Annotated in this window: 15 protein-coding genes and 2 pseudogenes; 10 read left to right on the forward strand and 7 right to left on the reverse strand. The window is 70.8% G+C overall.

The features are described from left to right. Positions 1-18 precede the first annotated feature (18 nt). On the forward strand, positions 19-1,236 hold the full coding sequence (locus tag AB5L52_RS40375) for a cytochrome P450 (protein WP_369368192.1): 1,218 nt from the start codon (positions 19-21) through the stop codon (positions 1,234-1,236). A 232-nt stretch (positions 1,237-1,468) separates the two neighbouring features. Beyond that, complete coding sequence (locus AB5L52_RS40380; protein WP_233273165.1) at positions 1,469-2,647, forward strand: Gfo/Idh/MocA family protein; 1,179 nt, start codon at positions 1,469-1,471, stop codon at positions 2,645-2,647. Between the two features lie 92 nt (positions 2,648-2,739). Here the strand turns inward: AB5L52_RS40380 and AB5L52_RS40385 are convergent, their stop codons facing one another. Then, a complete protein-coding gene (locus AB5L52_RS40385) occupies positions 2,740-3,696 on the reverse strand; it encodes an AsnC family transcriptional regulator (protein WP_369368193.1) in 957 nt (318 codons plus the stop codon). Between the two features lie 134 nt (positions 3,697-3,830). Here AB5L52_RS40385 and AB5L52_RS40390 point away from each other — a divergent pair, with 134 nt between their 5' ends. From AB5L52_RS40390 to AB5L52_RS40410, 5 genes and pseudogenes are all read left to right on the forward strand, one after another. Continuing rightward, a complete protein-coding gene (locus AB5L52_RS40390) occupies positions 3,831-5,285 on the forward strand; it encodes a carboxylesterase/lipase family protein (protein ID WP_369368194.1) in 1,455 nt (484 codons plus the stop codon). A gap of 14 nt (positions 5,286-5,299) precedes the next feature. Beyond that, a complete protein-coding gene (locus AB5L52_RS40395; protein WP_369368195.1) occupies positions 5,300-5,554 on the forward strand; it encodes a hypothetical protein in 255 nt (84 codons plus the stop codon). A gap of 108 nt (positions 5,555-5,662) precedes the next feature. Then, positions 5,663-6,216, forward strand: a pseudogene (locus AB5L52_RS40400) (alpha/beta hydrolase); the annotation flags it as partial. Beyond that, positions 6,213-6,500 (forward strand): annotated as a pseudogene (locus AB5L52_RS40405) (carotenoid oxygenase family protein); the annotation flags it as partial. The pseudogenes AB5L52_RS40400 and AB5L52_RS40405, both read left to right, overlap by 4 nt. A gap of 1,259 nt (positions 6,501-7,759) precedes the next feature. Further along, positions 7,760-8,500, forward strand: coding sequence for a VOC family protein (locus AB5L52_RS40410; RefSeq protein WP_369368196.1), 741 nt, complete (start codon positions 7,760-7,762; stop codon positions 8,498-8,500). Positions 8,501-8,518: 18 nt separating this feature from the next. Here AB5L52_RS40410 and AB5L52_RS40415 read toward each other — a convergent pair whose 3' ends face one another. The 6 genes from AB5L52_RS40415 to AB5L52_RS40440 form a co-directional block, all read right to left on the reverse strand. Then, on the reverse strand, positions 8,519-9,733 hold the full coding sequence (locus AB5L52_RS40415) for an acyl-CoA dehydrogenase family protein (protein WP_369368197.1): 1,215 nt from the start codon (positions 9,731-9,733) through the stop codon (positions 8,519-8,521). Position 9,734: 1 nt separating this feature from the next. Next, positions 9,735-10,703 (reverse strand): 3-hydroxyacyl-CoA dehydrogenase NAD-binding domain-containing protein, encoded by a 969-nt coding sequence (locus AB5L52_RS40420; RefSeq protein WP_369368198.1) that lies wholly within the window; start codon positions 10,701-10,703, stop codon positions 9,735-9,737. Beyond that, positions 10,700-11,446 carry an acetoacetate decarboxylase gene (locus tag AB5L52_RS40425; RefSeq protein WP_369368199.1) on the reverse strand — a complete coding sequence of 249 codons (747 nt, stop codon included), beginning with the start codon at positions 11,444-11,446 and terminating at the stop codon, positions 10,700-10,702. The genes AB5L52_RS40420 and AB5L52_RS40425 overlap by 4 nt, the downstream gene beginning before the upstream one ends. Before the next feature lie 6 nt (positions 11,447-11,452). Further along, complete coding sequence (locus AB5L52_RS40430; RefSeq protein WP_369368200.1) at positions 11,453-12,265, reverse strand: crotonase/enoyl-CoA hydratase family protein; 813 nt, start codon at positions 12,263-12,265, stop codon at positions 11,453-11,455. A gap of 74 nt (positions 12,266-12,339) precedes the next feature. Then, positions 12,340-13,506 carry a CoA transferase gene (locus tag AB5L52_RS40435; RefSeq protein ID WP_351018596.1) on the reverse strand — a complete coding sequence of 389 codons (1,167 nt, stop codon included), beginning with the start codon at positions 13,504-13,506 and terminating at the stop codon, positions 12,340-12,342. A gap of 143 nt (positions 13,507-13,649) precedes the next feature. Beyond that, complete coding sequence (locus AB5L52_RS40440; RefSeq protein WP_369368201.1) at positions 13,650-14,561, reverse strand: LysR family transcriptional regulator; 912 nt, start codon at positions 14,559-14,561, stop codon at positions 13,650-13,652. 198 nt (positions 14,562-14,759) lie between these two features. Here AB5L52_RS40440 and AB5L52_RS40445 point away from each other — a divergent pair, with 198 nt between their 5' ends. The 3 genes from AB5L52_RS40445 (at position 14,760) to AB5L52_RS40455 (ending at position 19,900) form a co-directional block, all read left to right on the forward strand. Next, positions 14,760-15,602 (forward strand): oxygenase MpaB family protein, encoded by an 843-nt coding sequence (locus tag AB5L52_RS40445; protein ID WP_369368202.1) that lies wholly within the window; start codon positions 14,760-14,762, stop codon positions 15,600-15,602. Between the two features lie 101 nt (positions 15,603-15,703). Further along, entirely contained in the window at positions 15,704-18,037 is a 2,334-nt protein-coding gene (locus AB5L52_RS40450; RefSeq protein WP_369368203.1) for a tetratricopeptide repeat protein, read from the forward strand. 297 nt (positions 18,038-18,334) lie between these two features. After that, positions 18,335-19,900, forward strand: coding sequence for a phytoene desaturase family protein (locus AB5L52_RS40455; RefSeq protein WP_369368204.1), 1,566 nt, complete (start codon positions 18,335-18,337; stop codon positions 19,898-19,900). Positions 19,901-19,928: the final 28 nt, after the last annotated feature.

Here is a 19,928-nt window from a genome sequence, read left to right on the forward strand (position 1 = left end):
GTCACGAGGAGCCCGTCGATGGCTGTCGACACCCTGCTGGAACGGATCACCGACTACGCCAACCGCCCCGACCCCTACCCGCTGTACGCGGAACTCCGCGAGGCGGGCGTGGCGCGGCAGATGGACGGTAGCTACCTGGTTGGCGGATACTACGACATTGTCGCCCTGTTCCACAACCCACGGCTTAGCTCGGACCGCCGCAACCGCGCCGGCAGCTACAGCGGCCTGCCGGCGGATGAGGAAGAGCCCCGCCCTTTCATCCGGCTCGATGACCCCGAACACCGCAGGCTGCGCAGTCTGGCCACACGGCCGTTCGGTCCCCCGCACAGTCCGGGCCGGATCGACGCGATGCGAGACGAGATCACCCGGATCACCGACGAACTGATCGAGTCGCTCCAGGGCCGTACGCGAGTCGACGTCGTCGACGACTTCGCCTATCCCCTGCCCGTCTCCGTCATCTGCCGACTCCTTGGTGTACCGCGCGAAGACGAGCCGACCTTCCGCGAGTGGTCCAACGCCATCATCGACTCCGGCGACATCCGGCCCGGTGAGGACCTCGGCACGAGCCAACGGGCCGGCAACCAGGCCCGGGCGCAGATGGGCCGCTACCTGGTGGACCTCGCCGAGCAGCGCCGCGGCCGCCCGGGTGACGACATGCTGTCCGCGTTCGTCAACGACCCGGACCCGAGCGGAGGGCTCACCCGCGAGGAACTGGCGGCCACCGCCGTGCTGCTGCTCGTCGCTGGACACGAGACCACGGTCAATCTGATCACCAACGGCGTCCTCACCCTGCTGCGCCACCCCGACCAGCTGGAGCGCCTGCGCCGTGAACCCGACCTGCTTCCTGGCGCAGTGGAGGAACTGCTGCGCTACGAGCCCCCCGTCCACTTGCTGGAGCGTATTCCCCTCACCCACGTCGACGTCGCCGGCACGACCATCCCCAAGGGCGTACCCGTGCTGCTCGTGCTGGCCTCGGGCAACCGTGACCCCAAGCGATTCCGCGATCCCGACCGGTTCGACCCCACCCGCCGGGACAACCAGCACCTCGGATTCGGCAGCGGCATCCACATCTGCTACGGCGCACCCCTCGCCCGGGTCGAAGCCCAGATCGCCCTGGGAGCACTCCTTCCCCATCTCACCACCGCAACCCTGGTCGAAGACCCTCCTCCCTACCGGAACAGCGCCGTGCTGCGGGGCCCCCGGCACCTTCCCATCGAGCTGGCCCCGTCGCCGTAGACGCGATGAACCGCCTCGCCCCAGGACGCGAAGTAGAGCAGCGCCGGTCGTTCGTTCGGTTGTTCCTCGGCCGGTTCGGAGGCACCGACGTGCCGCTGGGCAGGGCGCGGTGGAGCGAGCTCGCCGAGTGAGGTTCCGCTGTAACGAACGGCAAGCCGATCGACGTGTAACTGACCGTGTTGCTCAGACCGTGTCCTCCATGGCTATGGGCCGCTTTGAGATGAGAGAGCAGATGACCGCGAACGCCGGGGCGCACATGACGTCCACTTCCCCTCATCGGGAGCCGATCCGCGTCGGTGTCGTGGGTCTGAGCGCGAGCGGCGGGTGGGCGGCCGCTGCCCATGTGCCGGCACTGGCCGGGCTCGATGGATACGAGTTGCGGGCGCTGAGCGCCAGCAGCGCCGAATCCGCGCGTGCGGCCGGCGAGAAGTATGCGGTGCCGTTGGCCTACGGCAGCGCGGAGGAGCTGGCTCGCAGTGAGGAAGTCGATCTCGTGGTGGTGACGGTGAAGGTTCCGCATCACCTGGAGCTCATCCGTCCCGCGCTGGAAGCGGGAAAGATGGTGTTCAGCGAGTGGCCGCTCGGTGCCGACCTCGCGCAGGCCGAGGAGTTGGCCGGCCTCGCGCATCGCAGGAGTGTGCTCACGGCCGTCGGCCTGCAGGCCCGGTCGGCTCCGCCACTGCGGTATCTGCGGGACCTGGTCGCCGACGGCTACGTGGGGCGGGTGCTGTCGACCAGCATGCTCGGGTCGGGCTGGATCGGCGGCGCCACCTACGACGACAACTATGCGTACGTGCTGGACGTCACCAGCGGCGCCACGCTGCTGTCGATCCCCTTCGGGCACTCGGTCGACGCGCTGACCATGGTGCTCGGGGAGTTCCGTGAGGTGTCGGCTCTCATCGAAAACCTGCGCCCGGAGGTCACCCACGTCACGAGCGGGGCGGTCGCGGCCAAGACTGCAGAGGACCAGATCGCCGTCACCGGGGTGCTGGAGTCGGGGGCCGTAGCCGCGATGCACATCCGCGGTGGGACCTCACGCGCCACCGCGTTTCACTGGGAGATCAACGGCACGGACGGCGATCTCGTCGTCAAGGCCGACCAGGCTCAGTGGTGGTACGGGGGGCTGCGGCTCAGCGGAGCCCGGGGAGAGGACGGCACGTTGGCCGAGCTAGCGGTTCCCGCCCGCTATCAGCGGTCGCTGACGCAATGGACCGAGCGATCCACCGAGCCCGCCTGCAACGTCGCCCACGAGTACGCGCTTCTGCGCGACCAGATCACCGGGAACCTTGCGCCAGATGAGGAGGGCGTTCCCGACTTCCGGCACGCCGTCCGGCGACACCGCATGCTGGAGCGGATCCGAGAGGCGGCGCGCGCGGGCCGGAAGGTCACACTCACAGAGCAAGGCTCGTAGGCCCCGAAGTGAGTCGGGTCGGGAGCTCGACCGTTTTGCCCTCGCGAGAATGCCACGGTTCCGGTGGTGCCTACCCGGAACCTGTGATCGGCTCAGAGGCTGCCCGGGCGGACCAGGCCGGTCCTCTTCACCCCGGTCAGGATGGGGGTGACCTCAAGGGTGCTGATTTGTTCGAGGGCGCCGATGGTCTCGCTCAGGAAGTGGTAGAGCGCGTCGAGGTCGGTTGCCGCGACGGCCACGAGGAAGTTGGCCGAGCCGGTGGTGGCGGAAGCGAAGCGGACCTGTGGGTGACGGCTGAGCTGCTGGCCCGTCTCCTCCAGGCCGCCGGGGGCGACGATGATCCACAGCAGGGCTTCGGTGCGGATGCCCAGCCGGGCCAGGTCGACCTCGGTCGCGAGTCTGAGGACCTGGCCGTTGACCAGCGCATCTACCCGGCGGCGAGCGGTGAGGGGGGTGGTGTCGGCGCGGCGGGCGAGGCCGGTGTAGGGGGCTCGGCCGTCCTCGATCAGTGCGGTGATCAGCTGGTGGTCGAGGGGCTGGAGGACGGGGCGGGTAGGTGCCGCGGACACGTCGGGCCGCAGGCTGGTCAGTTCGGTCTGTGTCAGCAGGCCGCCACTCCAGTCGAAGGCGGCCGGGAAGACCCGCAGGAGGATGTGCGAGGTCCACGACTGGACCGCGGGTGTGGCGGGCAGGTCGCGCAGCAGCAGGTTGTTGCGGGCGTCCGGTCCGTCCAGGAACAGGACGGTGCAGATCTCGTCGCCGCCGCCGAGGACGTCGACCCAGATGGTGTCGGGGCGGCGGGCGAGGGTGGCGGCGATGGCGCTGATCCGGTTGGGCTTGCACCGGATGCGCAGGGCAAGCGGAATCAGCTCGGGGAAGTGCACGGGGTTGCGTACGGCCGTGGCCCGCAGCGTCCCGTCGCCGAACAGTGGTGCAGCCCGGCGTACGACAGTGCGCTCCGAGATGCCCAGGACCCGGCCGACCGTGCGCCACGAGGCACGAGGAGCGGCCAGCATCGCGGCGGCGATCCGACGGTCTGTTTCATTCACAGATGGCGCACTCTCCCCATAAATTGAGATCATATGTCCTTTTTCCTCGATCCAGATGGTCATTTCTGGCTCAGATTCTCGCCTCGGCTTAGAAACGTCTCAGAGAAGCCGAGACGAGAGAGCAGGTGAGCACGATGACCGGTATCGAGCACACGGTGGTGGACACCGACCGGGGCAAGGTCAGGGGAGTTGCGGAGGGCGAGGCGGTCTCCTTCCGGGGAATCCCGTACGCCGCGTCGCCGGTCGGCGAGCTGCGGTTCGCGCCGCCGCAGCCGCACCCGGGCTGGACGGACGTGCGGGACGCGGCCAAGGCCGGCCCCTCCGTTCCGCAGGCGGCCTCCCGCCTGGAGAAGGTGCAGGGGCGGCGCGTGCCGGACTGGAACGAGGACGGCAGCCTGACCGTCAACGTCTTCACTCCACGCCGGGCGCTGGCGGACGGTGCGGCCCGCCCCGTCCTGCTCTGGTGGCACGGCGGCGGCTTCACCAGCGGCTCCGGCGGCTGGGACTGGTACGACGGCGGCCGCCTCGCCGCGCTGGGCGACATCGTGGTCGTCACCGCCAACTACCGGGTGGGACCGCTGGGTTACCTCTACCTGCCGCAGATCGGCGCAGCCAACCTCGGCCCCCAGGACCAGGCCGCCGTGCTGCGCTGGGTGCAGAACAACATCGCCTCCTTCGGCGGCGACCCGCGCACGGTCACCGTCGGCGGGCAGTCCGCCGGAGCGTACTCGGCCCTGTCGCTTGCGCTCGACCCCGAGACGAACGGGTCCATCACCCGGGTGCTGCTGCAGAGCGGCCCCTTCGGTCTGAGCCCACAGGATCCGCGCCAGGCCGCCGAGAACGCCGACGCCTACCTGCGCCTGCTGGACATCCCAGTCGGCACTGATGCCGCGAAGGCCCTGCGTGCCCTGCCGGCCGAGCAGCTGCTGGACGCCTACGGCCGCCTCTCCGTCCAGGTCGCGGCTCCGGGTAATGCGGCTCCGCCGATGTACCCGGTCCTCGGTGCCCCCGGCATGCCCCGCACCCGGCAACAGGCGCTCACTGACGGCGCTTTGGAGGGCAAGACCCTGCTGATCGGCACCACCCGCGACGAAGCGACGGCCTTCTTCGCTTTCGACCCCCGCATCCAGAACCTCACCACCGACACCGCCCTGGACGTCCTCACCGCCCAGGTCGGCCGACAGGCCGCCCTGGACGTCTACCAGCAGCACGCCGCACGCCTCCCGCAGGCGACACCGGCGCAGATCTTCACCTCGGTGCAGACCGACGGCCTCTTCCGCGACGGCTCGCTGGAGATCGCCAACCATCACGCGGCCGGCGGCAACACCACCTACGTCTACCAGTTCGACCACGCCCCCGCCGAGGACCCGTACGCCCTGGGCGCCACCCACTGCGCCGAACTGCCCTTCCTCTTCAACACCTTCGACGCCTACCCCGGCAGCCCCGTCCTCGCCGGCGCCGGTGACGCCGAGCGCACCCTGAGCCTCGAATTCGCAACCGCCGTCGCCGAATTCGTCACCACTGGAACGACCAGCAACTGGCTTCCCTACGCGCCCGCGACCGCAGCCCGCATCCGCCACTTCGGCTGAGAGAGGAGACCGTCATGAAGCACATCTTCCGCACGCCGACCATGCCTCACTGGGCCGAGTTCCTCACCTTGCTGGTCACCATCTACTCCTCGGACCGGCTGTACTCCCTGACCATCTCCGACCGTTTCGCGAACTGGAACCAGTGGGTACGCCCATTCCCCTTCACCCTGGCCTCCATCGCGCTCCTCGTCTTCTTCGTGATGCCGGGCGCCGGCAGGCTCTGGAAGACCCTGTACGCGAAGGCCCTGCACACGGCCGCCGCCCACTGAACCCCGCCGATGGCCGGCGTCCCGCACCCGTGGGGCGCCGGCCATCGCGTCTTCACAGCGGTAAGAACCCAGGCGACTATGTGTGACGGGCGTCACATGTCGGGATTCGAAGTCGCCGCCACCAAGCTGATCCTCGACGCGCAGGACGGCCCGACCGTGCTGGTCGGGCACTCCTACGCCGGCGCGGTGATCTCCGAGGCGGGCAAACACGAGAGGGTGAGCGCGCTCGTGTATATCGCGGGGTTCGCGCTCGGCAAGGACGAATCCGTCAACACCCTGATCGCCGGCCCGCCGCCCGGCGCGCCCGTTCCGCCGATCCTGCCGCCCCGTGACGGCTTCCTCTTCCTGGACCGGGAGAAGTTCGCCGCGTCCTTCGCCGCCGACCTGCCCGCCGACGAGGCGCGGTTCCTGGCCGACTCCCAAGTGCCATGGAGCGCGGACGCGTTGGGCGGGACCGTCACCCGTCCGGCCTGGCGTGCCAAGCCGAGCTTCTACCTGGTCGCCACCGACGACCACATGATCCCGCCGCCGGCCCAGCGCGCCATGGCCGACCGGGCCGGGGCACGGTGAACGAGACGAGCGCGAGCCACGCCGTGTACGTGTCCAAGCCCGCCGAGGTCGCCGCGCTGGTCATGCCCGCGTCGCCCGGAACGCGGGCATGACCGAGGGGATGCCCCTTCCTCGCCACCTCCGGGGCCGCTTCGCACCGGTCCCGGAGGAGCGCGAGGCGGCCGGTCTCACCGTGCGGGGTTCGCTGCCGCCCGAGCTCGACGGCCGCTACCTGCGCAACGGCCCCAACCCGCTGCCCGGCGAGGTCTCCGGTCACTGGTTCACCGGCCCGGGCATGCTGCATGGCATCCGGCTGCGCGGCGGGCGCGCCGAGTGGTACCGCAACCGCTGGGTGCACACCAGGGAGTTGGAGGGACATCCCTTCATCCGTGAGGACTTCAGTGCTGGGCGATAGAAGCCCCGCAGACCTCCCGAGAGCGCTGAAGAAGCCAACCAGCCCTTCGCGGCAGGCACGTTCACCTGCCACGATCATTCAATCCGTGGTCAACCTTTCGAAGGTCGCAAGCCGAATGGACCTCCTCCATGACCTGATGGGTCCGGCGGTCCGCGGAATGCTGTTGGCTGCAGGTCTCAAGACGCACCGCAACGGCGGTTGCGTAGTGTGGCCTGCCGCAGGAGCAGCGATGCTGATCTTGAGCTGCCTCTGGGTGGCGCGGCGTCGACTTGCTCAGCGCAGGAAGCCGGCTCCGTCGCCCTGACGGTAGGCCCTGGAGCAGCGGGAAGCGTTGGTGAGCCGCCTGGAGACTCGCAGGTCAGCGTCTTGCTGGCGCAGGCCGAGCGCGGCTACGTGATCACCCACCCGGTGCCCAGAGCGGCAGAAGGCGGACGCCGCCCTTCTGGAGTTGCTGACCGAGCCTCAGGATGTTTCCGCTTCGGAGGAGAGGGAGCAGCGGGACACCTCCAACGGCGAGGGGAGTGCCAGCGGGAACCCCTAGAGCGGCAGGAGGGCCGGCGAACGTTGAAGGTGCCGCGAAGTGCCGCAGGGGTGACGGCGGAGGAGAGGATGTACGCGGCTACGCTGAGGGAGAAGGCAGACCTGAACGGGACCTTCCTCCGGGACCGTGTCGTCCAAGCGACCGCGGCTGAATTCGTAGGGGCGATCCAAGAGGCGTACCGCTTCAGGCCGGGCATCGATGACGCGACTGCCAATGGGTGGCTGTCCCCAGCCGTCTCGCGGGAGCTCGGGGGGTGGCTCAAGCGGAAGCGGGAGGTGTTGTTCCCGCCGTCATGGACTGACAGACGCATACTGGCGCGAGCGGTACGGCTTGCCGTCCAGAGCAGCTTCTCGCCTCGCAGGAACACGGCGATGTGGCTGCCGCGTTCATATCAAGGCTGTCGCCGCCGAAGATCTCCGGCCCCGCTGTGGCGACACGCGCCTCATGACCTGCGCTGTACCAAAGTGCCAACCATTTCGCTGATTCTGCCGCTCCGGCCGCTGAAGCCGCTTGGCATCAGTGCAGGTCGTGAACGTGGCCTGGTGCCAACTAGCGAGCTCGGTCACACCTGCTGTGACTCAGTGACTCAGTGACTCGGCACTTCAGTCGGCGAGTTGAGTACGGCGGCTGATCAGCGAGTCGATCTCTGTTCGGCGACGGTGCGGATGCCGTCGCGGAGCGGGTGCATAGGATCGCCGGCATGGCACTGCGACCTGTGATGGTGAACATCAAGGCTCTTGATCCCCCGGCGGTCGGCCGGTTCTGGGCGGAGGTGCTCGACTGGCAGGCTTACAGCCCCGGCGTGACCACCTACGTCGGACCCGCCGGCGGCCTCGTCTGGCCGCACCCGGTCGCCGTCGGCATCGACGTCGTTCCCGTCCCGGAACCCAGGACGACGACGAAGAACCGTGTGCACCTCGATCTCGCCACCACGTCGACAGCCCATCAGGCGGAGTTGGTCGCGCGCCTGACGGCTCTCGGTGCGACGCCCGTCCATGTGGGCCAGGGCGACGTGCCGTGGACGGTCCTCGCCGACCCCGAGGGCAACGAGCTCTGCGTGCTGGAGCCTCGGGACGTCTACCGGGACACCGGGCCGATCGCGGCTGTGGTGGTCGACTGCGCGGATCCGCGGGCCATGGCCCGGTTCTGGGGCGAGGCGCTGGACTGGACCCTGCACGGGGTGACCGACGACCATGCGGTGTTCCGCTCCGCCAACGGCGTCGGCCCGTATCTCGAGTTCCTCCGCACACCCGACGTGAAGACCGTGCCCGACCGCGTCCATCTCGACCTGCTGCCGTACCCCGGCGACGACAAAGCGGCGGAGGTGGCCCGGCTGCGGACCCTCGGCGCCACCGACCTCGACCTCGGCCAGGGCGACGTCCCGTGGACGTGCCTGGCCGACCCGGAGGGCCACGAGTTCTGCGTCCTCGCCCCCGCCTGACGCGGAGCCTCGACGAAGTCACACGAAGGCGCTCTGGCCCGTGATCGACTTGCCGACGATGAGGGTGTTCATCTCGCGGGTGCCCTCGAAGGAGTAGATCGCCTCGGCGTCGGCGAAGAACCGGGCGATGTCGTGGTCCAGGAGGATCCCGTTGCCGCCGAAGATCTCCCGGCTCCAGGCCACGACCTCCCGCATCCGCGAGGTGACGAACGCCTTGGCCAGGGAGGAGTGTTCGTCGCGGAAGATGCCGGCATCCTGCAGCCGGGCGAGCTGGACCAGCATGCCCCACGAGGCCGTGATGTTGCCGAGGCTCTTGACCAGCAGGTCCTGCACGAGCTGGAAGCCGCCGATCGGACGGCCGAACTGCCTGCGCTGCCGGGCGTAGTCGAGGGCCAGTTCGTAGGCGCCGGCCATGACGCCCAGCGCCTGCCACGCCACCCCGCCGCGGGTGGCGCGCAGGATCTCGGCGACGTCGCGGAAGGAGTTGATCCGCTGGAGCCGGTGGGCCTCCGGGACCCGGACATCGGACAGGGTGATCTCCGCGTTCTCCACGATCCGGAAGGCGAGCTTGTTCTCGATCTTCACCGGGCTGAAGCCGGGCGTGCCCTTCTCGACGACGAATCCCTTGACGTGGTTGTCGTCGACGTCCCGTGCCCAGACCACGACGTAGTCGGCGAAGGTCGCGTTGCCGATCCACTTCTTGGCGCCGTTCAGGACCCAGGTGTCGCCTTCGCGCCGGGCGGTGGTGCGCATACCGCCCGCGACGTCGGAGCCGCCGAGGGGCTCGGTCATGGCGAACGCGCCGATCTTCTCCATCGCGGCCATCTCCGGCAGCCAGCGGTCGCGCTGCTCCTGGTTCCCGCCGGAGTGGATGGAGTACATCGCGAGGCCGTTGTGGACGCCGAAGAAGGTGGCCACCGATGCGTCGGTGCGGGTCATCTCCATGGCCAGCATGCCGCTCAGGAGGTTGCTGACGGCGGGGCGGTGCTCGCCGTAGCCCTCGTACGGCAGCCCGGCGAGGCCGCTCTCGCGGAACAGGCCGATCAGCTCCTTCGGGAACTCGCCCTTGGCCCAGTTGTCGTTCACCAGCCGCTTGACCTGGTCACGCATGAGGGCGCGGGCCTTGAGGAGGATCTTGCGCTCGTCGTCCGGCAGCAGCGACTCGAAGTGGTAGAAGTCGGCGGTCAATTCGTCGGCCGGCGGTCCGACGGCCGTGGGCTGTGCGGTGGTCATCTCAGTTCTCCTCCTCGGGGGCGGTCGTCCGGGTGGTGGTGCCCTCCAGCGCGGCCAGGACCGCCAGTTGCCTGCGGTCGCGCGTCTCGGCGAGTTCCGCGTACGGGACGGAGCCGTACGCCTTCTCCACGGCTTCGACGAGCTGTCGCCGTTCGTCGTCGCCCTGCGCGGGGCGGCCGAGGTCGTCCCACACGTGTCGCATCGAGGCACCTATGTGCTCGACCAGGTGCCGGTAGCCGCCGGGTCCGCCGCCCAGATGCGAGCCGAGGAACGGCCCGACCGTCGCCCAGCGCAGTCCCAGCGAGTTGGTCATGACCTTGTCGAGTTCCTCGGGCGTCACCACGCCCTGCTCGACCAGGTACACCGCCTCGCGGCTGAGCGCGTTCTGCAGCCGGTTCCCGACGAAGCCCGGGATCTCCTTGCGCTCGACGACCGGGGTGCGGCCCACCGAGGCGTAGAAGTCCACCGCGTCCCGTACGACGTCCTCGCCGGTGCGCTCACCGGGCACGACCTCGACCAGAGGGACCAGGTGCGGCGGGTTGAAGGGATGGCCGATCAGGACGCGGGCGGCGTCGGCGTCCGGCAGTTCCCGGGTGAACGCGGTCGACGGGATCGCCGACGAGGAGCTGAGCAGCAGCGCGTGGCCGGGCGCTTCCCGGGCCAGAGCGGCGAACAGATCCTGCTTGAACGCGAGCCGTTCGGGGCCGTTCTCCTGGACGACGTCCGCGTCCCGGACGGCGTCGGAGACGTCGGCGGCGAGGTGCACCCGGTCGGCGAGGCCGGTCACGTCCAGGCCGCGGGCGGCCAGGTGCGGGGCGTACTGGGCCAGGGCCTCGTGCACGGCCTCGGCGAGGTCGGGCCGTGGGTCGCTCACCCGGACGGTCAGGCCGTGCGCGGCGAACAGCGCCGTCCAGGACAGTCCGATGGTCCCGGCGCCGATCACCGCGGCCGTACGGAAGGTGCGGGTCATGACGCGGCTCCCTTCAGGTAGTCGTGAACCGGCTCGACGGCGGACAGCGTCAGGTCGGTGAGGATGTGGCTGGCGGAGACGACCTCCAGCACCGGCAGATCGGCCAGCGGGGCGAGCGCGTGCTGGAACAGCTGGAGCCGGGCGGGGCCCGTCCAGGCCTCCTTGACGGTGAGGTCGGTGATGCGGGTGCGGACGAGTTCCTGCACGCGCGGTGAGCCGTCGTAGCCGGGGACGATCTTGAGCATGAAGGTCGGCACGGTGATCTGCGCCTCGGCCTCCCGCAGGTCCAGCTCGTGGTGCTTGTAGCCCATGGTCGCGGTGGCGACCCGCAGCGTGCCGTGGTCGAGGGTGCCGACGAGCGTGCCGGAGTCGACGTGGAGCGCCGGGGAGCCGATCACCTTCGGGTAGGCGGCGACCTCACGACCGGAGGCGGTCGCCGGGAAGTTGTCGAGGTACATCGCGTGCAGGTACTCGCCGTCCTCGCCCTCGAAGCTGACGGGTATCGCCTGGCCGGCCTCCGTGTAGGGGCCGTATCCGCTGACGTCGCCCATCCTCATCACCTCGAACCGGACCAGCGGCTCGGCGATCCGCAGCGGTTCGGGGACGACGGCCCGCAGCGCGTCGGGGTCGGTGCGGTACACGACGTTGAGGTACTCGCGGTCGGTGAACCGCGGGACCATGGGCGCGAACGCCGGACTCGTGAGCGGGGTGGTGAGGCGCTGTCGTACGTCCTCGGTGCGCATGGCGCCTCACCGCCCCGTCCACCGCGCGGGGCGGCGCTCGGCGAAGGCGGTCATGCCCTCGCGCACGTCCGAGGAGGCCATCAGGGTCTCCATCTGTCCCCGCTGGAAGGCGAAGGCGTCGGCGTCGGGCACACCGTCGGCGGCGCGGACGACGCGCTTGACGGCCGCCAGCGCGAGCGGGGCGTTCTCCGCGAGCCGTTCGGCCAGCCGGAGCGCCTCGGCGACGGCCCGGCCGGCGGCGGTGACCCGGTTGGCCAGGCCCAGTGCACCGGCGCGGCGGCCGTCGACGGGCTCGCCGGTCAGCAGCAGTTCCATGGCCAGGTGGTGCGGGATGCGCTTGGGCAGCCGGATCACACCGCCGCCCGCGGCGATCAGGCCGCGCCTGACCTCGGGCAGGCCGAACCGGGCGTCCTCGGCCGCGACGATCAGGTCGCAGGCCAGGGCCAGTTCGAAGCCCCCGCCCATGGCCCAGCCCTCCACGGCGGCGATCAGGGGCTTGGCCGGTTCGGCCTCGGTCAGGCCGCCGAACCCGCGGCCGGCGACCTCGGGCGACTCGCCGCGCAGCGCCGCCTTGAGATCCATGCCGGCGCTGAACGTCCCGCCCGCGCCGGTCAGGACGCCGGCGCGTAGCCCGGGGTCGGCCGCCAGTTCGTCCAGCGCGCCGCTCAGGCCGGCGGCGACCGCGGCGTTCACGGCGTTGCGGGCGTCGGGCCGGTCGAGGGTGATCAGCAGGGTGGAGCCGATCCGTTCGGTGCGGACGACGGGTGCTTCGGGTGCTTCGGGCGTTTCTTGTGTTTCAGGTGTTTCGGGGATGCTCATGGTTGTTCTCCTGTGACGGCCCGTCGGGGAGCGCACGGGCGTTCCCCTGGGGCGTGTGGTGCGTGTGGCGCCGCTCAGCGGGTGGCGTCCAGTTCGGCGAGGACTTCCTCGGTGTCCTGGCCCGCGACCGGTGCCAGACGGCGGATCGAGCCGGGGGTGGCGGAGAAGCGCAGCGGGATGCCGATGGTGCGGATCGTGCCCTCGGTGGGGTGCTCGACGGTGTCGAGCAGATGGCCGCCCTGGACGTAGGGGTCCTCGTGGGCGCGGTCCAGTTCCAGCACCGGAGCCATCGGGATGCTGTGCTTCGCGCACACCTGCGCCCACTCGGCGGTGGTCAGCGCCGGGGCGCACAGCTCGATCAGCGCGGCCAGGTCCTCGTGGTCGGCGCTGTCGATGGCGTCGCCGTTGATGCGCGGGTCCTCGGCCAGGTCGGGGCGTCCGGCGGCGGTGACGAAGTCCCGGTAGTTCTGCGGGTTGTACGGGATGACGCAGGCCAGGCCGTCCTTGGTGCGCACCGCCCGGTGCCCCTTGAGCATCGACAGCGGGAAGCCGGTCGGGCCGGTCTCGGGCACGTGGGTGTGTCCCGCCAGGTGCTCGACCAGGTTGAACGCGATCAGGGTGTCGGCCATCGGGATCTCGACGAGCTGGCCCCGGCCGGTCCGGTTCCGGTGCAGCAGGGCGGCCAGCACGCTGTAGGCGATGCTCAGGGAGGAGACCTTGTCGGCGATGATGGTCGGCAGGTAGACGGGCTCGCCGAGCGCGCGGTCGGCGATGTCGACCAGTCCGGACGCGGCCTGCACGGTCTCGTCGTACGCGGCGTTGCCGGCCCGGTCCGAGTCGCCGCGGAATCCCTGGGCGTGCGCGTAGACCAGCCCGGGGTTGCGGGCGCCGATGTCGTCGTAGGACAGGCCCAGGCGGTGCAGCGCGCCGGGCCGCATGTTGGTGATCAGCACGTCCGCGGTGTCGATCAGCCGCAGCGCCTGCTCGCGCTCGGTGGCGTCCTTGAGGTTGAGGGACACACTGCGCTTGTTGCGGTTGACGTTGAGGTTCAGCGGGGTCATGCCCGGTGTCGTGCGGTAGTGGCCCACGCGGACGGTGTCCGCGGGCGACTCGATCTTGATCACGTCGGCGCCCAGGTCGCCGAGGATCTGCGCGGCGTAGGGGCCCATCACCACGGTCGAGAGGTCGATCACGCGCACGCCGTCCAGCGGGCCGGCCACGGTGTCGGTGATTTCCGTCATCACTTTTCCTTCCACGTCTCGCTTCACCTCATGTGTGTATCTGGAAACGAAGTTAGCAAGGAGGGATGGAAAACGGAATGACCGAATAAAGAAAAGCGGTATGACCGCAGTGGTCATACCGCTTTACCGGTGCCCTTTTATGGCTAATCCCGGAGTGGTTCGGAGAATATCTCGCGAGCGGCGGCGACGACTTCCCCCAGGTCACCGTCGCGCGCTCGATCCTTACGCCAGAGCAGTCCGGTTTCCAGCCGGGGATGGAAATCCGAGAAAGGGAGGACCATCACGTTGTCCAGGCGGTAATTCTGCATGGGGCTTCGCGGGTCCAGCATGGAAACGGAGAATGCCAGCCCACTGGACACGATTTCGGAAATTCCGTCGAAAGACGCGCTGCCGGTTTCGACCCGCTTCCTGATGCCGAGCTCAGACAGCTGCTGGTCGAGGCCGCGGAAATACGCGGTCGTCGCCGCCGAGGGGGAGCCCGCGTAGGCGAGTCCGGACAGTTCCGTCAGGGCGACCGACTCCCGCCCCGAGAACCGGTCCCTGGGCACGACCGCGCCGAGCCGCTCCGACATCACCGGCAACTGCTCCAGGGCCGGATCGCCGCCGGCCGGGAGCCGGGCCAGGGTCAGCGCCAGTCTGCCGTCGCACACGGCGTCGACCAGCCGCTCGGTGCCGCCCGGCCAGCGCTTGATCTCGAACCGGTCGCGGACCCGCTCGGCGAGATCGTCCATCCGCTCCCGCAGGTCCGGATGGATACCGCTGGGAATGCCCAGCAACAGCGTGGTCCGCCGCGGCCGCGTCGTCTCGTCCAGCCGCCACCGGATCGAGTCGACCTGCTCCAGGACACCACGCGCGATCGGCAGCAGGGTGCTGCCGGCCTCGGTGAGCGTCACATGATGGGTGTCCCGGTCGAACAGCCGGTGCCCGACCTCGTTCTCCAGATCCTTGATCCGCCGACTCAGCGGGGACGCCGCCATGCGCAGTTTGCGGGCAGCGGTCGAGAAGTTCAGCTCTTGGGCGACGGCGACGAAATAACGCAGGTGCAGAAGCTCCACGCCTCTCACCCTAACCGCAGACGCGGGCGTGCTTCGGTCCTGTACAGGCGGGACGTCCCCGTACGGTGCCGGCACCTGCGCTGTATCAAGTGCCACCATCGCCTGATACTGGACCACCAGTCGCTGAACCCGGTTGGCACCGATGCGGGCAGAGAGCATCGCCTGGTTTCAACCGGCAATCCGGGTCACACTGCGGGCATGGGCGACCCCGGGCTGTTCACGCCGCATTCCGTGACCTGGCAGATGCACGGTGACCCGATGATGTGGGTCGCCGGCGTCCGCGCGCTGTACCTCCAGGCCCTGCACCCGCGCGCGGTCCGCGGCGTGCTGCAGAACTCCGACTTCAGGCGCGACGCCTGGGGCCGGCTCATGCGGACGGCCGACTTCGTCGGTACGACGACGTACGGCACCACCGAGGCCGCCGAGCGCGCCGGCGCCCGCGTACGGAAGATCCACAGCATGTTGACGGCGACCGACCCGGACACCGGCGAGCGGTATGGCGTCGGTGAACCCGGGCTGCTGCTGTGGGTGCACTGCGCGGAGATCGACTCCTATCTGCACGTGTTGCGCCGCTCCGGCTTCCCGCTCACCGACGCCCAGGCCGACCGGTACATCGCCGAACACCGGGTCAGCGCACGCCTGGTGGGTCTCGACCCGGAGGCCGTACCGGGGAGCCGGGCCGAACTCGCCGCGTACTTCGAGAAAGTGCGGCCGGCGCTGACCGCGGGACCCGAGGCCCGCGTGGTGGACGACTTTCTGCTCCGCCCGCCGACGCATCTGCTCCTCATACCGGCGCGCGAGGTGCTGTGGCGGCGTGTGGCGCAGTTGGCGTACGCCGCTCTGCCTCCGTACGCCCATGAGCTGTACGGCAGACCGGCCCCCGCACCCGCTGTCGTCACCCGCCGGCTGCGGGCCATGGGTGCCCTCCTGCGCTGCGTTCCCGCACGTGTGCGCTGGCAGCTGCCGCCCAAACACATCCTGCGGGCCATGGCGAGGCTCGGTCCGGCGGCGCGTCCGGCACCGTACAAAGTCGGACGATAGGCCGCCATACTGGACGAGCAGGGGTGGGGCGCGGTGCGGCCGGGGGGCCCGCGGCGGCCTCCCTGCGGCGGGGCGGACGGCGACGGGGGCGGCGGATCGCTATGGGGGAGAACAGACTGATTCAGGGCCGGTACCGGCTGCTCGACCTGCTCGGGCGGGGCGGGATGGGCGAGGTCTGGCGGGCCCGGGACGAGTCCCTGGGCCGGCAGGTCGCGGTGAAGTGCCTCAAGCCGCTCGGCCCGTACCGCGATCCGTCCGTCACGCGCGTCCTGCGGGAGCGGTTCCGCCGTGAGGCTCGGGTGGCGGCCGCCCTCTCGCACCGCGGCGTGACCGTCGTGCACGACTTCGGCGAGTCCGACGAGGTCCTGTACCTGGTGATGGAGCTGCTGGAGGGCCGCGATCTGAGCCGGCTGCTGGAGGACAACAAGGGGCACCCGCTGCCCGTGGCCGATGTGCAGGACATCGCCGCCCAGGTCGCCGCCGCCCTCGCCTACACCCACCAACAGGGCGTCGTCCACCGCGACTTGAAGCCGGCCAACATCGTGCGGCTGACCGACGGCACCGTGAAGATCTGCGACTTCGGCATAGCTCGCCTCGGCCACGACATCGGCTTCACCGCCCGGCTGACCGGCACCGGCGTGGCCCTCGGCACCCCGCACTACATGTCCCCGGAACAGATCGGCGGCGGCGAGGTCGACCAGCGCAGCGATCTGTACTCGCTGGGCTGCGTCCTGTACGAAATCGCCACCGGCGCACCGCCGTTCGACCTGGAGGACGCCTGGGCGATCCTCCTCGGCCACCGCGACACCCCACCCCGGCCCCCACGCGAACGACGCCCGGAACTGCCCGTCCACCTGGAGGAGATCATCCTCGGCCTGCTGGCCAAACGGCCCGAGGAACGGCCGTGTGATGCGGGGGAGTTGGTCCACCGGATCCGGGGAGCGCACACAATAGCGGCCCCTACCACAGCCGTTCAGCTTCCGGACGCGAAAGGCGCAATCCGCCTGCCGTCCTGGACCCGGGGCATGACCACCGGCCACAAGGCGCTCGGCGCCGGACTGTGCGCGCTGCCCCCGGACGCGGGGACGGCGCTGTCGGGCCGGTGGGCCGTGGCGCCCCGAAGCGGCGCGGAGCCGTATCCGATGGGCGGCTTCCACCGCACGGCGGCCGGCCAGAACGGACCGGTGGACGACCGACATCCCGAACCGCCACGTCCCGCTGAGCACCCTGCACCACCTGCGGAGCGCACCGCACCACCCGCAAAGCGCACGGCCCTGCCCGCCGAGCGCCTGGCCGCCCTTGCCGCCCTTGCCGCACGGCACCGGCAAGGCGTCCGGCTGGCCGGGCTCGGCCGGTGGGCCGAGGCGGGCGAGACACACCGAGCCGTGGCCGCCGAGCGGGCCGCGCTGCTCGGCCCCGACCACCCCGAGACCCTGGCCAGTCGCTACGAGACCGCCTTCGCCCTCGTCCGCGCCGGCCGCGCCGCCGAGGCGCTGGCCGCCTACACGGACCTCGCCGAGGCCAGAGCGCGTGTGCTCGGCGCCGACCACCCCGCCACCCTCGCCGCCCGCCAGGAGACGGCCTATGCGCTCGGCCGGCTGAGCCGGCACTTCGAGGCCCACCAGGTGTACGCGGAGGTGCTGGCCGCCCGGGTGCGCGCCATGGGACCCGACCACCCCGACACCCTGCGCTGCCGGCACAACCTCGCCTGTACCCTCGGCCGGCTCGGCCGCCTGGAGGACGCCTGCCGTACGGCTCTGGAGGTGGCCGCCGCCCGGGCCCGGGTGCTCGGCCCGGACCACCCCGACACCTTGGTCTCGCGCTGCGAAGTCGCCTATGCCGAGGGCCAGTCGGGCCGCTGGGAGGAGGCGCTGCGCATCTATCACGAGGTCGCCGGGGCTCGGGCGCGCGTGCTCGGCGCCGACCACACCGACACCCTCGCCGCCCGTTACGAGACCGCCCTCAGCCTCGGCCGCCTCGGCCGCAGCGCGGACGCCCTGCGCCTGTACCGGGAGCTGATCGTGGACCGCACCCGGGTACAGGGGCCGACCCATCCCGACACGCTCCGGGCCCGGCACGGCCTCGGGGTCAACCTCGGCCGGCTGGGCCGCTGGGCGGACGCCCTGGCCGAGGCACGGGACGTCTGTCTCCTTCGCGAGCAGACCCTGGGGCCGGCCCACCCCGACACGCTCGTCAGTCGCCGTGAGGTCGCGGTCGCGCTGGGCTGGCTGGGCCGCTGGGCGGAGGCTCTCACCGAGTACCGGCGGATCACCGCCACCCGCGAGCAGATCCTCGGCCCGGACCACCCCGACACCCTTGCCGGCCGCAGCGACGAGGCGCACTGCCTGGAGCGGCTCGGCCGGGGCGCCGAGGCCGGCGAGCTGTACCGCAGGCTCGCGGTGGTCCGCCGACGCCCGGCGTCCGGCGGCGCGTGACCACGTTCGCGGCCGGTGGGGTCTGATCAGGGGTCTGATCAGGGTCGTGGTCGGTGGCGCGTGGTCACGTTCGCGGCGGGTGGGGTCTGATCAGGGTCGCAGTCGGCGCCGCCTGACCACGTTCGCGCCCGGCGGCGTCGGGTCACGGTCACACGGGGCGGGGCCTGACCGCGTTTCAGTGGCGGTGCCCGACCGTGGACGCAGTGGCGGCGAACGACCCAAGCAGGGGCGGCGGCGCGTGACCACCGTCGGGGCCCGCCTCTGGCCGCCGTGGATCATCACGTGTTACGAAGAACCATGCCTGCCAACGCGCACCCCCGCAGCTACGACGCCGTCATCGTCGGCGGCGGACACAACGGCCTGGTCGCCGCCGCCTACCTGGCCCGCGCGGGCCGCTCGGTCCTGGTGCTGGAACGGCTGGACCACACCGGTGGCGCCGCCGTCTCCACCCGCCCGTTCGCCGGCGTCGACGCCCGGCTGTCGCGCTACTCCTACCTGGTCAGCCTGCTGCCGCAGAAGATCGTGCGCGATCTCGGCCTGGACTTCCGGGTCCGCGCCCGCACCATCTCGTCGTACACCCCGGCGGAGCGGGACGGCCGGCCCACCGGACTCCTCGTCGGCGGTGGCGAGCAGCGCACCCGGGAGGCCTTCGCCCGACTGACCGGCGGCGAGGGCGCATACGAAGCCTGGCAGCGCTTCTACGGCATGACCGCGGGCGTCGCCCAGCGGGTCTTCCCGACCCTCACCGAGCCCCTGCCCACCCGCGACGAACTGCGCCGGCGCATCGACGACGAGACCGCCTGGCGGGCCCTGTTCGAGGAGCCGATCGGCGTCGCCGTGGAGGAGAACTTCGCCGACGACCTGGTCCGGGGCGTGGTCCTCACCGACGCCGTCATCGGCACCTTCGCCGACGCCCACGACCCCACGCTCGTCCAGAACCGCTGCTTCCTCTATCACGTCATCGGCGGGGGCACCGGCGCCTGGGACGTGCCCGTCGGCGGCATGGGCGCCCTCACCGACGCGCTGGCCGACGCGGCCCGCTCGGCGGGCGCGGTCGTCGCGACCGGACACGAGGCGGTCCGGATCGCCACCGACGGACACACCGCCGAGGTCACCTATCGCACGGCCGACGGCGAGGGTGTCGCCGCCGCCCGGCACGTCCTGGTCAACGCCTCCCCGCAGGAGCTGGCCGTCCTGACGGGAGACCCGTCGCCCGAGCCCGCCGAGGGCGCCCAGCTCAAGGTCAACATGCTGCTCACCCGGCTGCCCGAGCTGCGCGACCCGGACGTCGACCCGCGCGAGGCCTTCGCCGGCACCTTCCACATCGCCGAGGGCTACCGACAGCTCGCCACCGCCCACGCCCAGGCCGCCGCCGGTGAACTCCCCGCCGTCCCGCCCTCGGAGATCTACTGTCACTCCCTGACCGACCCCACCATCCTCGGCCCCGAACTCGCCGCGCGCGGCTACCAGACGCTCACCCTGTTCGGCCTGCACACCCCGGCCCGGCTCTTCGACCGGGACAACGACGCCGTACGCGAGGAGCTGCTGGCGTCCACCCTCGCCCAGCTCGACACCCACCTCGCCGAACCCCTTGCCGACTGCCTGGCCACCGACGCCGACGGCCGCCCCTGCATCGAGGCGAAGACCCCGCTCGACCTGGAACGGGACCTGCGGCTGCCCGGCGGCAACATCTTCCACCGTGCCCTGTCCTGGCCGTACGCGCAGGAGGACACGGGCCGTTGGGGCGTGGAGACCCGGCACCCGAACGTCCTGCTGTGCGGAGCGGGCGCGGTGCGTGGGGGAGGGGTGAGCGGGGTGCCGGGGCACAACGCGGCGATGGCGGTGCTGGAGACCGGCGCGTAACACCGTTGCCGGCAAAGAATCTGACGGG

This window comes from Streptomyces sp. CG4, from assembly GCF_041080655.1.
GTDB lineage: Bacteria > Actinomycetota > Actinomycetes > Streptomycetales > Streptomycetaceae > Streptomyces.